Origin of the sequence: Microbacterium sp. str. 'China' (genome assembly GCF_002993305.1) — a bacterium.
GTDB lineage: Bacteria > Actinomycetota > Actinomycetes > Actinomycetales > Microbacteriaceae > Microbacterium > Microbacterium paraoxydans.
The window spans coordinates 626,636-640,998 of sequence record NZ_CP027434.1 but is presented as its reverse complement, the minus strand read 5'-3'; the positions used below and the strand labels follow the sequence as shown (position 1 = coordinate 640,998).

Here is a 14,363-nt window from a genome sequence, read left to right as displayed (position 1 = left end):
CGATGTCGACCTCTCGACGTACCATTACTAATGCATTACTAACACGCTTGGAGGCCTCGAATGGCTGCACGACCGATCAGTTTCGCCGTCGAAGAGACGGACGTCCCTTTGCTCCAGGAGCTCGCCGATGCGTTCGGCGGCGGCAACCGCAGCGAATTCCTGCGCGTCGCCATGAAGGAGTTCAAGAAGAAGCTCCGCGTCCAGCAGATGAACGATCTGCACGCCGAGATGCTCGAAGAGCGCGGCGGCAAGGTCTACACGACCGAGGAAACGCTCAAGCTCATCGAGGACTTGGGAACCTCATGAACAGCCAGCGGGAGCGCCCTCGGATCGCGGTCGTCTACGACATCAACGTCTACCTCGACCACATCCGTAGCGGCACCGGAATGCTGCTCCCCGACAAGCTCCCCTCCCCTTCGGCGGCATCCGACGCTCTCTCGCTCGCGTTCGATCAGCAGGTGCGTTTGTTCACCTCGCCGCACATCCTGCGGAACGTCCACCGCCTGATGATCGCCTCCGGGCAGTCTGAACGAACCACGGCCAAGTACATCGAGTTCGTCGCCGAGGCCTGCGACGACTCCGGAGGCGCGATCGTGGACCCGGTCGTCCGCGACTATGCCATCGGGAATCACGAGGACAATAACATCCTCGCCCTCGCGAAGGACCCCGCCGTCGACGCGGACGTGATCGTCTCCTCCGACCATCACCTCATCGATCTCGGTCCCGCATGGAACGGCCGGCTGATGATGCGGCCGCGACAGTTCACCTCGCACATGGTTCGGTCCAGCTTGCAGAGTGCGGCTCAGCACACCCCCGCCCCGAAGGTGCCGCGGACTCCCGCGCCACCGAAGCGCGTCTCCGATGCCTTCCCCGAGCTTCGCGGTGTGCACCTCGATCGGTATGGTCTTGCTGGCTCCTCCGCACCTCAGCGAGAAGATGGCCTGCAGCACTGAGAACAACCCGGGACACTGCCGACCTTCGAGGACAATCCGTGGGAATGCGGTCAACGAGGGCATCGTGCATGATGACCTCATGAGCGCATCGCACGACGTCATCACCCCCGCCGAGCTCGGCCGCGAACTCGGTCACAACGACGGTGATCGGCCCGGCATCACTGTGCGCCGCTATCTGCGCGAGCGCTACCCCGACCACTTGAAGAACCAGCGCTGGGAGCTGACCCCCGAGCAGGCCGACGAGGTTCGTGCGCACTTCGGCAGGACCTCGGCGTGAGCGCTGACTCCCTGCACGACCTCACCAATCCTGCCGTCGCCGCGCTCACCGGAGAGCGCTGGGCGATCATGGAGGCCGCGCAACTCGTCCCCGCCCGTCCCGGACTGTACGCCATCTACGGCGACGAGCAGGCCTGGCGGGATCTCCAGCTTGAGCCGGCTCCGGATCATCCCCTGTACGTCGGCAAGGCCGAGGAGAGCCTGGTCTCGCGCGACCTGAACGGTCACTTCGCCACGAACCCGAAGTCCAAGCCCCGCACCGGCGGGTCCACGGTCCGGCGGTCGTTCGCCGCCCTCCTGCGCGACTTCCTCGATCTGCATGCGGTCCCGCGCAACCTCGCGAAGCCGGAGCGCTTCGCGAACTACGCCCTTGCCGACGGCGGCGACGCACGCCTCAACGAGTGGATGCACGCGCGCCTCCAGCTCTCTGTCTGGCCGGCGCCAGCGGACATGCGGGTCCCGCTCGGCGACGTCGAGACCAGCGTCATCGTGCGCCTCACACCACCGATCAACTTGGACAAGAACCCCGGCAGGCTCCCCCGGCTCTCGGCTGCTCGAGCCGCGATGGCCGCCGAGGCCGCCGCGTGGCGCCCCGAGGGCTGAACGCCATCGTGGAACTCGAGATCACCGCTACTCCGCGCGAGACACTCGTCTGGGCGCCGTCGACCGAGCACGCTGCACAGCTGCGACGAGAGCTGACTGACTCCGGCTACCTAGTGCTCGATGCTGATCCGTGGGAGCTGAACCAGCAGAGCATCATCCCCGAGGGCGAGCATCTCGAGTTCGACCCTGCGCGGATCTTTAACGTCGACATCGGCGCCGACGCGAACGCGTCCCTGCAGATGCTCGTCGACTCCGGTCACGTGCTCTTCTGGCACCGGTGGCATCCGCGACCAGCCCGGAAGATCTGGGGGGTCGCCGTCTCGTCGCAGCGTGGTCGCCGAGCAGGCACCAGTCCGGTCGAAAGCGCCGTGCACTTCGGACTCAAGGTCCGCGGCAGCCGCGAGCTCGGCCTCCGCATGTCGCGCGAGACCTACGCCCGGATCAACAAGCGCTCCTCCCTGCAACGCTGGTACCGCGAGGAGGACCCGTATCTCTGGGACGCGATCGACGACAGATACGAGGACCCCGACCACCGCATCTACACAGACGCATGGTGCTCGTTCCTCCAGGAGCTGGCACTGGCGAACTACGACCTCAACATGGCGCACTTCGCCTCCCTCGACACTGCCGAGTTCGATGCCGCGCTGCAGGCGGCAATCACCAGCCAACCGGGCATGACCGAGGTCACCGATCTCACGAAGTGGGATGGGGTGCCCGGCCTCTACGTCATGGTGCTCGACGAGTACCGCCAGGCGTATGTCGGCGCGACGAACGCCTCGGTCGGAGTGATGAAGCGCATCAAGCAGCACTGGACCGGTGCGAAGCCTCTGGACCGGTTGATCTGGCCCGATCCCCGAACGTCCATCCTCTCGATCGACAGCTTCAGAGCTCTCGACACCACGCGCATCTTCGCCGCCAGGACCTCGCGGTCGTTCGACGGTGAGAACCCGCTGCTGGACCTCTTCCCGCCGCAGTTCATGTTGAACCGCATCATGGGCGGCCGCGATGTAGTGAAGCTCGCCGGCCTCGTCGGCGTCGACCAGGTCATCAGAACGCGCGTCTTCGACGCCGCCGCGCCTGACCAGCAGACTGAAGCCGCGAGCAATCTCAGTCAGGCCTGAGACACCTTCAACAGGCGAGCCGCTTGCGCTTCACCCGTGCTGTCAGCTCAGCGCGTAGGTCAACAGGTAGCGGTGTTCCCGTCGATGATCTCGAGGTCGAGCGTTCCGGTGATTCCTGCCAGGTCCGCGGTTCCCGAGCCGGGCACGATCTCGTAGCGCAGCTGTTGGTCGGGTGCCGTCATCGTTCCGAACTGCTGGAACGCGAAGCCTCCGCGCAACCCGTCGAGCTCGCCGTCAACGGTTTCCACGGCGACATAGCCCGCCTTTCCGGTTGCCGGATCGCCAGCTGCGAGCATCGTCCCGGCCCCCTGCCCGGCAAGGTCACCCCGCCATGTCTTGGTGATGACCATTCGGCGGATGCCCGCCTGATCGTGCTCCGCGGGCTCGAGCGACACCTCGAACGTTCCTCTTGCCGTCCTCATGTCGCCACTGACCTCCGCGGTCCTGATCTCTTCGCCCATCAACGCGCTCAACGGTGTCCTCTTCCTGTCATGGCTTCGACGTTACGGGGCGCGAGAACCAGCGTGCTTGAAGATTCGCGACACCATGTGTCCGTCGGGACTCGCCTGGAACGAGCCACCAACTGCAACAGAACAGCCCCCATTCGCTCCGAGAGCGTGGGGGCTGTGCCGACTAGTGAGCGAAGTGCTTACTCGCGGCTGAGGCGCACGGTCATCGTGGTGCCCATCGCGGTGACCTCGTAGCTGAGCTCGTCGTTCTCGTACGTGAACGTCTTGGTCGCGTCGCTCGATGCCATGATCGAGGACTCGGTCTTGGACGTGTCGTTCGCCGAATCGAAGGTGAACGAGTCGCCCTCTGCCGGGACCTCGACGGTGCCGGCCCAGTACAGCGACTTCGTGTCACCGCCGTCGGCGACCCAGTGGACCTCGATCGTGTCACCGGTGATCGTGGCCTCCTGCCACGCGTCCTCGGAGTTGGAGTTGTTCTGCTTCCAGGAGCCCTCCAGACTCACCGGCTCCGGAGCTTCCTCCTCCTGGACCTGCTCGGTCTCGGACGAGGAGGACTCGCCGCCAGACGACGAGCTGGACGGTTCGGGAGATGCGCACCCCACGGCGCTGATGCCGAGGAGTGCCAGAAGTGCGATGGTCGCGCCGAGCTTGGGTGCTGTGATGTTCAAGGGATGCCTCTCCGAGCAGGTTGATGTCGACGCTGACCGTATCAGCGCCTACTGACACCTTCGGTTCTCAGTGCGAGACGCGAAAGGCGCTGATGACCATCGTTACCGGACGGTCATCAGCGCTCGCGTGGCGAGCTCCCCGTGCCCGTCATGGCGTCGATCGCACGGGCTCGAGCAGACCTGCCACCTCGACGAACGCGTCGGCTCGTCGCTTTACGCGTGCAGCTCTCTCCTCGAGATCCCGCACGAAGAGAGCCTGCGGCGAAGGGTGAAACGTCCGAACGACGGTGAGACCCCGCTCACGCTCGATCTCAGGGGACTGCCTAAGCAACCGGCGCCAGGCGTGATCCGCATCACCACCCTGGAGTAGCACGACCTTCAGCCTCGGCGCGAGTTCCAGCAGGTGCAGGATCGTCTGGACGCCGGCATCCAGCTCAGCCGCCTTCGGGGCGCGGTTGATGTACCAGGGGTACGCATTCCACGGCAGCAGCTCGTACGGAGATAGCGCTGCTTGCTCGAGCAGGACCGCCTGAAGCTCGGCGCTGCCGTCGTTGTTCTCGACGCAGATGAAGCCCGAACCCTTGCCGTCCTGCGTCGCGGGCCCTGGATCGCGAAGAATGCTCAGCACCCGCGCTTCGACTCCACCATGAAGGGGCGCGACGTACGGCGCCCACCCGCGGCCGACCTCACGCAGTTCGTCGACGTACTCGTTGACCGGCGCGATGTGCAGCGCATAGCGATCGTCCCACTGCTGCTGTCGAAACTCAGGGTCCGCCATACGTCGGGGCATGCGCCGACGGTATCAGCCAGCGTCCGTCCGGGTGTGCGGGATGCCGCACGTGCGACCGAGGGAGTCGCCACCCATGAGGCATCCCGCGTGAGGCCTCCCCAGCCTCGTCCCCAGAACCGGACACCCGCGGGGGCCCGCGGTGATCCGATACCTCAGGATGCCGCGTGACAGCGGCCGGCACAAGGTTCAGACGAAAGGTGGTTGTCACCGTCTTTCGTGACCGCAAGACTCGTCGTGAACTGTTCTTCGGAGACGGGAGCACCATCATGGGTCAGCGCGACGCATCAGAGACCATCCGGCAACAGCAGGCAGAGCTGCAGGCACGGCTCCCGTTCGACGATGAGCGGGATCTCGCGGCGGCCGAGCGAGGATTCATCGGCACGCTAGACGAGCCTGCGATCCGCAACGCCGCCGGCGATATCATCTGGGACGCGTCCACCTATGACTTCTTGCAGGGTGATGCTCCGGAGACGGTGAACCCGAGCCTGTGGCGCCAGAGCACGCTGGTCGCCAAGCACGGCCTGTTCGAGGTCGTGCCCGGCCTGTACCAGATCCGCGGGCTCGACCTGTCGGTGATGTCATTCGTCGAGGGCGACACCGGCGTGATCGTGATCGACCCGCTGATCTCGAAGGAGACCGCAGCCGCGGCGATGGCGCTCTACCGGCGTCACCGCGGTGACCGCAAGATCACCGCTGTCATCCACACCCACTCTCACATCGACCACTTCGGCGGCGTGCAGGGCATCGTCTCACAGGCCGACGTCGACGCGGGGGTCGAGATCATCGTCCCCGCGGGCATGGTCGAGCACGCGGTGGCAGAGAACGTCTACGCGGGCACCGCGATGGGCCGGCGCGCCGGGTACATGTACGGCGCGGCACTCGCACGCGGCCCGCAGGGGGCAGTCGGCGCCGGTCTCGGACAGACGACGTCGACCGGGGAGGCGACCCTGCTCGCGCCGACGCTGGAGATCACCGAGACGGGGCAGACCCACACCGTCGACGGGCTGGAGATCGAATTCCAGATGGCGCCGGGCACCGAGGCGCCCAGCGAGATGCACTTCTACTTCCCGAAGTACCGGGCGCTGTGCATGGCGGAGAACGCCACGCACACGCTGCACAACCTGCTCACCCTGCGGGGCGCGGTCGTGCGGGATCCGCACGTGTGGTCGCAGTACCTCACCGAGGCCATCGAGCGTTACGGCGACGACGCCGAAGTCGTGTTCACCTCGCACCACTGGCCGACCTGGGGCAACGCGGAGATCCGTGAGTTCCTCGGTCTGCAGCGGGACCTGTACGGGTACCTGCACGACCAGACGCTGCGGATGCTGAACCAGGGCATGCAGGGCGCCGAGATCGCCGAGGCGATCCAGCTGCCGCCCGCGCTCGAGAACGCCTGGCACGCCCGCGGCTACTACGGCTCGGTCAGCCACAACGTAAAGGCCATCTACCAGCGGTACATGGGCTGGTTCGACGGGAACCCGGCTCGGCTCTGGCCGCACGCGCCGAAGGAGCAGGCGAAGCGCTACGTCGACGCGATCGGAGGCATCGACCGGGTCCTCGAGCTCGCCCGCGCCGCCTTCGACTCGGGAGACTTCCGCTGGGCGGCCACACTGCTCGACCACGCGGTCTTCACCGAGGAGAACAATGCGGAAGCGAAGGCGCTCTACGCCGACACCCTCGAGCAGCTCGGCTACGGCGCTGAGAACGGCACCTGGCGCAACTTCTTCCTCTCCGGGGCGACCGAACTGCGCGAGGGAAACTTCGGTACCCCGACCGTGACCAACGCCCCAGCCATCCGAGCGCAGCTCACCCCGGAACAGCTGTTCGATGCCGTCGCGATCACCGTCGACGGCCCGCGCGCCTGGGACCTCGACCTCGGATTCGACATCACACTCAGTGATCTCGACCGCTCGTTCCACGTCACGCTCCGCAACGGCGTGCTCGTCTACGTCGAGCGCGAACCCGCCACAGATGCCGCACTGCATCTCACCCTCACCAAGGAGCGGCTCATCCGCCTCGCCGGCGGAGACCTCGACGCCGAGGGCCTGGACGTGCGCGGCGACCTCGGCGTCCTGAAGCAGTTGCTCGGCGTACTGACCCCCGGAGACCCGGCATTCGAGATCGTGCTGCCCTAAAAGACGGCGCGCATGGACGCCACCGAGAAAGTCACTCATCCCGGCCGGTGGTTGGAGGTGGCCACGGTGGTGCTGCTGTCCATAACCGCGGTCATCACCGCATGGTGCGGATTCGAGGCGTCGAAATGGGGCGGTGAGATGTCTATCGCCTTCAGCCAAGCGTCCAGCGCACGTGTCCAGGCCGCCTCCGCCGAAAGCAGGGCCCAAGCGGCGCGCCAATACGATCTGACCATCTACACCGAATGGGTGCTCGCCACCGCAGACGACGACCAGGAACTCGTCACCTTCATCGAGGAACGCTTCACGGACGAGTTCCGGATCGCGTTCGACGCCTGGACGGCGGAGGGGCGCGTATCCCAGGGGCCCCTCGCCAGGGAGGAGTACATTCCGCCGGGGACCGAGGAAGCGGAAGACCTGCACGCGCGCGCGGACGCCAAGTTCGACGAAGCACTCGTGAACAACCAGCGCGGAGACAACTACGCTCTGCTCACCGTGCTCTTCGCGCTCGTGCTGTTCTTCGCGGCGCTGTCCCAGAACCAGCGCGCCGAATGGCGCCGGCGCACCTTCTTCATTCTGGGCCTGACTCTCGCTGTCATCGGTGTGGTCATCTTGGCGACGTTCCCCGTGAAAGTGTGACTGGCGTCGAAGCCCTGACCTCTCGGCCATAGCCCAGCGAATAGTCTGGTGAAGCCGGTAACCGAAAACCGGCCCGGCACGAGCTATCGCACGAAGAGGGAACTGCACAGTGACGTCACCGACCACGAACCGACGCTCGGGAGTGCGCTGGTCCTTCCTCGCCGGGCTGGCCATCGCAGCGGTCGTCGTCGCCGTCGACCAATGGACCAAGATCTGGGCCGCCTCTGCGCTCTCGGGCGGAGAATCGAAGGACGTCCTGCCACCGGTTCTCGAGTTCCAACTCACCGTCAACCGTGGCGCCGCGTTCTCCCTCGGCACCGACTTCACCTGGCTGCTCGGACTCCTCGCCGCTGCCGCCGCGGTCGCCATCACGGTCTACCTGTGGCGGGTGGGATCGCTCTGGTGGGCAATCGGGCTGGGCCTGGTCCTCGGCGGTGCGATCAGTCATGCCGCTGACCGCCTGGCACGCGGTGGCGTCATCGACTTCATCGGCTACTTCGATCTGTTCATCGGCAACGTCGCCGACATCGCGATCGTCGTCGGCGGCATCTACCTTGTCGCGCTCGTCCTCCTGCGTGTGCCGACCCGCCGCATCAAACCGACCCCGGCGCCCTCGCCGGCGTCGTAGCTATCGCCAGGGCATGTGCTGCAGGCACCAGGTGTTGCCGTCGGGGTCGGCGAAGAAGGCGTAGAACACTCCGCCGAGGTCCTCGACCTCGCTGATCTCGACGCCGCGCTCGACCAGTTCGGCACGAGATGCCTCGATGTCGGCGACCACCAGGTGCAGCCCTCGCAGGGTCCCCGGAGGCATGTCGAGCGTGGGCAGGCCCTCGGCCAGGGTGATCGAGCATGCCGAACCCGGTGGCGTGAGCTGGACGATGCGGACGCCGGGCTCTGGGTTGATGTCGACGTCGAGCCGAAAGCCGAGCTGGTCTCGGTAGAAGGTCTTTGCTCGTTCGATGTCGGTGACCGGAACCGGCACGAGCTCCAGCAACAAGGCTCCCGGCGGCACGGGTGGGTTGGTCAGATCGTTGACGGTGTCGCTTGGGGGAGTGGATGCGTCGGTCATGGATACCGCCCTTCTTGAGCTGGATGCCCCGCAATCGAGGGGCCGATGATCTGCGGTCCGAGTCTGCCCTCGGCCTCGATCTCCGCCAGTCTCGCTGACGGCTACCGAATCGTCGACCCTCGGGCAAGGGCTTCGAACAAGCCCATCTCTTGCCACCTGAACGTGCGCTCTCGATCGGCGATCTCGATTGCCCGCCGGAGCTCGCTGAGTACGCCGGGGATGATTCGATATTCGTGCCGATAACGCAGAACGCCGATGACTACGGCGTGGAGCTCGACACGGTGACCTGACACCACGCGTGGCGATGAGCCAACTGCTACACGATCAGTGGCTCCGTTCCGGCGTGCGCTAGCGGCGACCGTCCAGGCTCAACGCCAGACCCTCGCCGCAACACGAGACCGAGATCCCTCCCCTGAAGCAGTTCCCGGCGAAGCTCGCTCGGAACCGCGTCATGGGTGGACGCGACGTTGCCCGCTTCGCCGGCCTCGTCGAGATCGACAAGGTCATGAGACGTTGGGATGTCCCTGTCTCTTGACGCCGCGATTCGGCCAGTCATTCACGCCGTTCATCGGAGGCCGGCGGCGATCGCCAGACCAGTGCTACCCCGATGATCGTGGTGATGATGGCGACGTCGTAGCTCGCCACCGTGTACGTCCACCAAGTGCCATTGTGGCTTCCGTATTGTGTATCGGTGCTCAGATGGATCAGGACGAGCGCGGGTCCGGCTGCCAGGAGCACAATCCCTAACCGCACAAGTCGGCGGTGCAGTCGGTACGCACGCGACGGGCGAGGTGGCGGCCTGCTCGGTGCGGAACGATGGCTGAGCGCGGACAGGCGGAGCGGATCGAATCGTGCGTCCGGCGACATCAGAGGATCGCTCCAATCGCGAGGTAGGTGGCGAAGGCGAGGAGGACGACGGCGATCGTTGCCGCGGTGATGAAGAAGACGAAGTTCCGGAACGGATTCTTGTGTTCGTTCATGGTGGATTCGTGAGTGGGCTGCGGTTACCGGGCCGGGCTGAGGACGGTGAAGCCGTCGACAGTGACACCAACGATGCCTCGGTCATCGACGAGGATGATGCGGTCATCGATGGTGCTGAGGGCTTGAACGGCTCCGTCGAGTGGCCCCAGCTGCTGCCACGTCCCGTTCTGATCTTGGGCCCAGAGGACCCCGTCGGTGCCGGCGCCGACGAGTGTGCCGTCTGTGCGTGCTACGAGGGCGTAGAGCAGGGGTGATTCGGGGACGGGGGTGAAGGTGTCGCCACCGTCGGTGCTGACGAGCAGTCCTTCTTCGGTGGCGGCATAGAGCCCGGACTCTGTGGCGGCGAGGTCGGCTGCCGCTAGAGGGGCATGGGTGGTCCAGTTCGTTCCGTTGTCGGTGCTGGAGAGCAGGTCGATTTGGCTGGAAGCGATGCCGTACAGGGTTCCGTCGGGGCTGGCGGTGAGGACGTGGAAGTCGGTTGTTCCGTTCAGGGCGATGGGCGACCAGTTGAGGCCATAGTCATCGCTACGGATGATGCCGAGGTTCGGGGATCCCAGCTCGGCCGGGGTTTGCTCTCCGGGGTGTCCGGAGGCGAACAGGGTGTCGCCGGTGACAGTGAATCCCATGGCATCGAAGTCATGGCCGCCGACGGGTCCGGAGACGTTCCCGTCCGGTGTGACGGTGAAGATGCCGTTGTGCGTGGCGACGAGCAGATCGTCACCGCGGGGGTCTTCGGCGATGCCGTGGATGTGGTCGATGCGGGGTGTCGCATCGGGCTCGTCGGACTGCGCGGCAGTACAGCCCGTAATGACGAGCGTCAGCACGGGGATGGTTGCGGCGGCGAGAAGAAATGATCGTTTCATGATGGTTTCCGGGTAGCGGCCAGGAGGGTGGCCAGGCTTGTGACGCGGGCAGCAGGGAGCGCGCCGCGGGGTCGGTCTTCGCGCGGGGCGATCGCGCGGGAAACGCAGGGCGGGTCGTTCGGGAATCGGCCCGCCCCGCGTGGTTCTACAGTTCTCCGAGGAGGTCCTTCATCGTGGCGATCTCCGCCGTCTGGTCATCGATCACCTGTTGCGCGAGCTCGAGGACGTCCGGGTTCTGCGCGTCGTCAAGCGCCGTCTGTGCCATGTCGACGGCGCCTTCGTGGTGCACGATCATCTGCTCGAGGAACAAACGGCTGGCCTCGGTCGCGTCGGCGTCTTCCAACATGGTCATGTCCTCTTCGGACATCATGCTGTCGTCGCCGCCCATGGAGCCGTGGTCCATGCCGCCCATCGAATCGGGGTCGTACTCCACACCCCAGTCCTCGAGCCACCCGAGCATCTTGTCGATCTCCGGGCCCTGCGCCGCCTTGATCTGTTCGGCGAGCTCGACCACCCGCGGGTCCGCGCCGTCCTTGGCCAGCAGAATGTCCGACATCTCGATGGCCTGCTCATGATGAGGGATCATCATCGTGACGAACATCTCGTCAGCCTCGGTTGAGGCCGACGAGGACGTCGACGCGGACGGTGAGCTGCTGGTACCGGACGGCGCGGTGCCGGTGTCGGCGCAGCCGGTCAGTACCAGGGCGAGGGTGAGAGCGCCGGTGCTGAGTGCGAGGGGGATCTTCTTGTTCATGGTCGTTCCTTCGTAAGTCGTATGAGAGTTCGCTGAAGCGGCGGCGCCAACGGGCGCCGCAGGGCCGCCCACAGTTGGGTCGGCGTGCGAATACTCAAGTTCGACTGATCGAAAGAACCGTCAACGAGGGGCCACGAGGGAGGGCATCGGTCGCTTCCCACCGCAACCAGCTGGTCACCTCGCGAAGGGAGATGCCGGAGCGTCGGGCAAACGTCGGTGGGACGAGGAGCAGAAGGCCGGCCAGCAACGCGAGTACGCAGGCGGTGACCATGTCGTCGTGACCCTGCCCTTGTCCGGTGGTCACGTGGCACGGCCCGTCGCAGGCAGCGGCACCACCGTCGTCGAGGCTCGCCGTGGCGTCCGGAACGTGAGCGACTGTCGATGCGGAATGGGCGACGCCCGAGGAGCCGTGCCCGGCAGGTTCCGCGGTGAAGGTGTGCATGCCCAGGAGGCCGACGATGATCAGGACGGCCGCGGTGCCGAGCATCAGCAGGGTGCGCAGCGACAACTGCGGGCTTGTGGCGCGAACCGTCACCTGCATCCTCGATCCTTCCTGTTCCTCACGACGCTAGCACCGCCGCCTGTGTGCCCGACATCGATCCTGTGCACACTCAGAAGCCGCCTGCCAGGTCGTGCTTGACCGCCAGGATTTCCCTTGCCGCTGACCACCCGACAGCACCCGCCCTCTTGCCGTCGGCGGTCCTGAAGGTCGAGACGAGGCCGCCGCCGGCCGATGACGTCGTTTCCGCGGTCGCCTGCGGCAAGACGACGCCCGCTCCACTCAGCGTGACGCCGTGCACATTCACCGTGAACCCGGAAACGTGCCGGTACGGGCCAGGATCGTCCCCGCCGTGCAGATCATGAAGCAGCGCTCGGGCGGCGTGAGCCCCTTGTGCCACCGCATCATCCCAATGATCCATACGATAGAGCGAACCGTCGGGACCGACATGAGCGGCGACCCCACCGGCCGCATACACTGCCGGGATCGTCCTGGCACGGAGCCGGTCATCGACCTCGATCGCGGCACCGTCTGAGCGGATCCATGAGACAGCCGGAACTGTTCCGTGGGCGAGGACGATCACGTCTGACGATACAGATGTCCCATCATCGAGGAGTACGTCACCCCCGCTTCCGGAAGCCGAGATGGAGCGCACTGTCCGGCCTGGATGGAACTCCGTGTGCGCAGCGTGCAGATCGCGGAGCCGGGTGGCGATCGGCAACCCGAGGCTGTGCGCCAAGGGGATTTCGGAGCGCGCGACGAGATGCACTCTGGCACCAGCGCTCACAAGGTAGCTTGCTGCTTCTGCTCCGACCAGCCCGGCACCGAGGACAGTGACAACCCGCCTTTCGAACGTCGGACCCGCATGCCCTCGGATGCGTAGCGCGTCGGACGCGCTGTGCAGCGTGAAGACCCCCTCGCTGACGCCTGTCGCCTGCAGGGGACGCGGGGCGGCGCCGGTCGCCACGACAGCCGTTGCGAATATCAGCCGTCTGCCATCGTGCAGCAAGATGCCCCGCTCTTCCATCCCGACAGCGCTGCCGGGGATCGTCTCGACATCGATCGAGTCCAAGGCAGGCAGCGCGGATTGCTCCGGGGTGAGCAGGCCACGAAGGATGCCCTTGGTCACCAGCGTGCGGTTGTACGGGGCGAACGGCTCCGCATGCACGATCCGGATCGACCCGTCGAAACCGCTGCGCCGCAACGTGACCGCCGCAGAATGACCCGCGGCGCCCGCGCCGACGATGAGCACATCCGAGCTGGTCTTATCCATGAGAAGCTCCCTTCACCCCCTTGACCGGAATACCCTGGGTGGGTATATGGTTAGGCATACCAGTACCCTACCGGGGTATTCCGAATCGAGGGAAGGAAGCCATCATGAGCACGAGCGAGTACCAGGTGAGCGGGATGAGCTGCGGCCACTGCGAGGTCGCTGTTCGCGGCGAGGTCAGCCAGGTCCCCGGCGTCGAGAACATCGAAGTGAGTGCGCAGACCGGCCGGCTTCTCGTCACGACGAGTTCCGCAGTGGATGACGCGGCCGTGCTCGCGGCCGTCGATGAGGCCGGGTACGAGGCGGTCCGACTCTCATGAACGCCCCGGGCCGCCTCGGCCTCTACGGCGCGGGCCTTGTCGTTGTCTTCGGCGCCGCCTTCGCCGCCGCGGGCGCACTCGTGCCCGACAGCACGGTGACCGCATGGGCGGACGCCGGGCATTCCTCGCATGACGCGCAAGCGCCCGAGGATGCTGCTGGCACGAAAGACGATCAGGAGATGGGGGTGAGTGGAGTGATGAGCGCGGCATCGGGATTCACAATGAGCCCCGTACAGGCGCCGGCGAACGTCGAGACGGACGGTGAACTCTCCTTCGACATCCGCGATCCCTCAGGTGTCCCGATCACCGATTTCGACGAGGCCCACGATAAGCAGTTGCACCTGATCGTGGTCCGCAACGACGGGCGTGAATACCGTCACGTGCACCCCGAACTCGACCCGAGGACCGGGGTCTGGTCGCTGCCATGGTCCTGGGATACCGCGGGAACGTACCGGCTGTATGCGGACTTCACCTCTGAGGGGGTGAGCGCCACGCTCTCCCGCACCGTCGATGTGGCGGGGCAGCTGACACCGGAGCCCGAGGTCGCCGTCAAGACAAGCGACACGGTCGACGGCTTCGACGTGACCGTCAGCGGCGACCTGGTCGCCGGAACTGGAAGCGAACTGACTGTCAAGGTCTCTCGGGACGGGGAACCCGTCACGGTGCTGGAGCCGTACCTCGGTGCGTTCGGCCACCTCGTTGCCCTGCGCGATGGCGACCTGGCGTATCTGCATGTGCACGCGCGCGGCGAGGAACCACAGCCGGGCGATCTGGCCGGCCCCGAGGTGGAATTCACCGCCGAGACACCCACCACCGGCCGCTACCTGCTGTACCTGGACTTCCAGGTCGACGGACAGGTCCACACCGCACAGTTCGTACTCGAGGCGACCCCCGCCACCGGCGACCAGGCGGACACCGAAGACGACGCCGAGCACGACGGGCACTGACCCGCTCA

At 65.9% G+C, this 14,363-nt stretch carries 18 protein-coding genes; 10 read left to right on the top strand and 8 right to left on the bottom strand.

The genetic code is table 11. The features are described from left to right. The first annotated feature begins 60 nt into the window (after positions 1–60). From C6C15_RS02990 to C6C15_RS02970, 5 genes are all read left to right on the top strand, one after another. Positions 61–306: a hypothetical protein gene (locus C6C15_RS02990; protein WP_029266161.1), complete on the top strand. Its 246-nt coding sequence runs from the start codon at positions 61–63 to the stop codon at positions 304–306. Then, entirely contained in the window at positions 303–953 is a 651-nt protein-coding gene (locus tag C6C15_RS02985) for a hypothetical protein (protein WP_029266162.1), read from the top strand. Before C6C15_RS02990 ends, C6C15_RS02985 begins: the two co-directional genes overlap by 4 nt. A 79-nt stretch (positions 954–1,032) precedes the next feature. Next, a complete protein-coding gene (locus C6C15_RS02980) occupies positions 1,033–1,230 on the top strand; it encodes a hypothetical protein (RefSeq protein ID WP_071327683.1) in 198 nt (65 codons plus the stop codon). Beyond that, the gene (locus C6C15_RS02975; protein ID WP_029266166.1) at positions 1,227–1,832 is read left to right on the top strand and encodes a GIY-YIG nuclease family protein; all 606 of its coding nucleotides are present in this window, start codon (positions 1,227–1,229) and stop codon (positions 1,830–1,832) included. Before C6C15_RS02980 ends, C6C15_RS02975 begins: the two co-directional genes overlap by 4 nt. Further along, the gene (locus C6C15_RS02970) at positions 1,814–2,953 is read left to right on the top strand and encodes a hypothetical protein (protein WP_062635485.1); all 1,140 of its coding nucleotides are present in this window, start codon (positions 1,814–1,816) and stop codon (positions 2,951–2,953) included. Before C6C15_RS02975 ends, C6C15_RS02970 begins: the two co-directional genes overlap by 19 nt. Positions 2,954–3,012: 59 nt before the next feature. Here the strand turns inward: C6C15_RS02970 and C6C15_RS02965 are convergent, their stop codons facing one another. The 3 genes from C6C15_RS02965 to C6C15_RS02955 all read right to left on the bottom strand — a co-directional run bounded on the left by C6C15_RS02965 (position 3,013) and on the right by C6C15_RS02955 (position 4,869). Then, the gene (locus C6C15_RS02965) at positions 3,013–3,414 is read right to left on the bottom strand and encodes a DUF3224 domain-containing protein (RefSeq protein WP_197971866.1); all 402 of its coding nucleotides are present in this window, start codon (positions 3,412–3,414) and stop codon (positions 3,013–3,015) included. Positions 3,415–3,602: 188 nt separating this feature from the next. Continuing rightward, on the bottom strand, positions 3,603–4,091 hold the full coding sequence (locus C6C15_RS02960; protein WP_029266170.1) for a hypothetical protein: 489 nt from the start codon (positions 4,089–4,091) through the stop codon (positions 3,603–3,605). Between the two features lie 148 nt (positions 4,092–4,239). After that, positions 4,240–4,869 (bottom strand): uracil-DNA glycosylase, encoded by a 630-nt coding sequence (locus C6C15_RS02955; protein ID WP_199787686.1) that lies wholly within the window; start codon positions 4,867–4,869, stop codon positions 4,240–4,242. Positions 4,870–5,147: 278 nt separating this feature from the next. Between C6C15_RS02955 and C6C15_RS02950 the strand changes: the two genes are divergently transcribed. From C6C15_RS02950 to lspA, 3 genes are all read left to right on the top strand, one after another. After that, positions 5,148–7,016: an alkyl/aryl-sulfatase gene (locus C6C15_RS02950; protein WP_036331343.1), complete on the top strand. Its 1,869-nt coding sequence runs from the start codon at positions 5,148–5,150 to the stop codon at positions 7,014–7,016. Positions 7,017–7,028: 12 nt separating this feature from the next. Next, positions 7,029–7,652 (top strand): hypothetical protein, encoded by a 624-nt coding sequence (locus tag C6C15_RS02945; protein ID WP_051667916.1) that lies wholly within the window; start codon positions 7,029–7,031, stop codon positions 7,650–7,652. Positions 7,653–7,761: 109 nt separating this feature from the next. Then, complete coding sequence (lspA, locus tag C6C15_RS02940) at positions 7,762–8,280, top strand: signal peptidase II (protein WP_081859717.1); 519 nt, start codon at positions 7,762–7,764, stop codon at positions 8,278–8,280. Here the strand turns inward: lspA and C6C15_RS02935 are convergent, their stop codons facing one another. The 5 genes from C6C15_RS02935 to C6C15_RS02915 all read right to left on the bottom strand — a co-directional run bounded on the left by C6C15_RS02935 (position 8,281) and on the right by C6C15_RS02915 (position 13,091). Next, complete coding sequence (locus C6C15_RS02935) at positions 8,281–8,721, bottom strand: VOC family protein (protein WP_036331298.1); 441 nt, start codon at positions 8,719–8,721, stop codon at positions 8,281–8,283. 1,004 nt (positions 8,722–9,725) lie between these two features. After that, on the bottom strand, positions 9,726–10,526 hold the full coding sequence (locus tag C6C15_RS02930) for a F510_1955 family glycosylhydrolase (RefSeq protein WP_232089174.1): 801 nt from the start codon (positions 10,524–10,526) through the stop codon (positions 9,726–9,728). A gap of 184 nt (positions 10,527–10,710) precedes the next feature. Then, on the bottom strand, positions 10,711–11,319 hold the full coding sequence (locus tag C6C15_RS02925; RefSeq protein ID WP_029266186.1) for a DUF305 domain-containing protein: 609 nt from the start codon (positions 11,317–11,319) through the stop codon (positions 10,711–10,713). Between the two features lie 94 nt (positions 11,320–11,413). Next, positions 11,414–11,860, bottom strand: coding sequence for a DUF6153 family protein (locus C6C15_RS02920; RefSeq protein ID WP_029266188.1), 447 nt, complete (start codon positions 11,858–11,860; stop codon positions 11,414–11,416). Between the two features lie 70 nt (positions 11,861–11,930). Continuing rightward, positions 11,931–13,091 (bottom strand): FAD-dependent oxidoreductase, encoded by a 1,161-nt coding sequence (locus C6C15_RS02915; RefSeq protein ID WP_105949240.1) that lies wholly within the window; start codon positions 13,089–13,091, stop codon positions 11,931–11,933. 104 nt (positions 13,092–13,195) lie between these two features. Here C6C15_RS02915 and C6C15_RS02910 point away from each other — a divergent pair, with 104 nt between their 5' ends. Further along, complete coding sequence (locus C6C15_RS02910; protein WP_029266192.1) at positions 13,196–13,408, top strand: heavy-metal-associated domain-containing protein; 213 nt, start codon at positions 13,196–13,198, stop codon at positions 13,406–13,408. Beyond that, positions 13,405–14,355, top strand: coding sequence for a hypothetical protein (locus C6C15_RS02905; protein ID WP_029266194.1), 951 nt, complete (start codon positions 13,405–13,407; stop codon positions 14,353–14,355). The genes C6C15_RS02910 and C6C15_RS02905 overlap by 4 nt, the downstream gene beginning before the upstream one ends. Positions 14,356–14,363: the final 8 nt, after the last annotated feature.

What these genes read in the sequence shown, in the direction of transcription:
- C6C15_RS02990 (WP_029266161.1), top strand. Translation starts at nt 61, where the DNA reads ATGGCTGCACGACCGATCAGTTTCGCCGTCGAAGAGACGGACGTCCCT.
- C6C15_RS02985 (WP_029266162.1), top strand. Translation starts at nt 303, where the DNA reads ATGAACAGCCAGCGGGAGCGCCCTCGGATCGCGGTCGTCTACGACATC.
- C6C15_RS02980 (WP_071327683.1), top strand. Translation starts at nt 1,033, where the DNA reads ATGAGCGCATCGCACGACGTCATCACCCCCGCCGAGCTCGGCCGCGAA.
- C6C15_RS02965 (WP_197971866.1), bottom strand. Translation starts at nt 3,414, where the DNA reads ATGGGCGAAGAGATCAGGACCGCGGAGGTCAGTGGCGACATGAGGACG.
- C6C15_RS02955 (WP_199787686.1), bottom strand. Translation starts at nt 4,869, where the DNA reads ATGGCGGACCCTGAGTTTCGACAGCAGCAGTGGGACGATCGCTATGCG.
- C6C15_RS02950 (WP_036331343.1), top strand. Translation starts at nt 5,148, where the DNA reads ATGGGTCAGCGCGACGCATCAGAGACCATCCGGCAACAGCAGGCAGAG.
- C6C15_RS02945 (WP_051667916.1), top strand. Translation starts at nt 7,029, where the DNA reads ATGGACGCCACCGAGAAAGTCACTCATCCCGGCCGGTGGTTGGAGGTG.
- C6C15_RS02935 (WP_036331298.1), bottom strand. Translation starts at nt 8,721, where the DNA reads ATGACCGACGCATCCACTCCCCCAAGCGACACCGTCAACGATCTGACC.
- C6C15_RS02925 (WP_029266186.1), bottom strand. Translation starts at nt 11,319, where the DNA reads ATGAACAAGAAGATCCCCCTCGCACTCAGCACCGGCGCTCTCACCCTC.
- C6C15_RS02920 (WP_029266188.1), bottom strand. Translation starts at nt 11,860, where the DNA reads ATGCAGGTGACGGTTCGCGCCACAAGCCCGCAGTTGTCGCTGCGCACC.
- C6C15_RS02915 (WP_105949240.1), bottom strand. Translation starts at nt 13,091, where the DNA reads ATGGATAAGACCAGCTCGGATGTGCTCATCGTCGGCGCGGGCGCCGCG.
- C6C15_RS02910 (WP_029266192.1), top strand. Translation starts at nt 13,196, where the DNA reads ATGAGCACGAGCGAGTACCAGGTGAGCGGGATGAGCTGCGGCCACTGC.
- C6C15_RS02905 (WP_029266194.1), top strand. Translation starts at nt 13,405, where the DNA reads ATGAACGCCCCGGGCCGCCTCGGCCTCTACGGCGCGGGCCTTGTCGTT.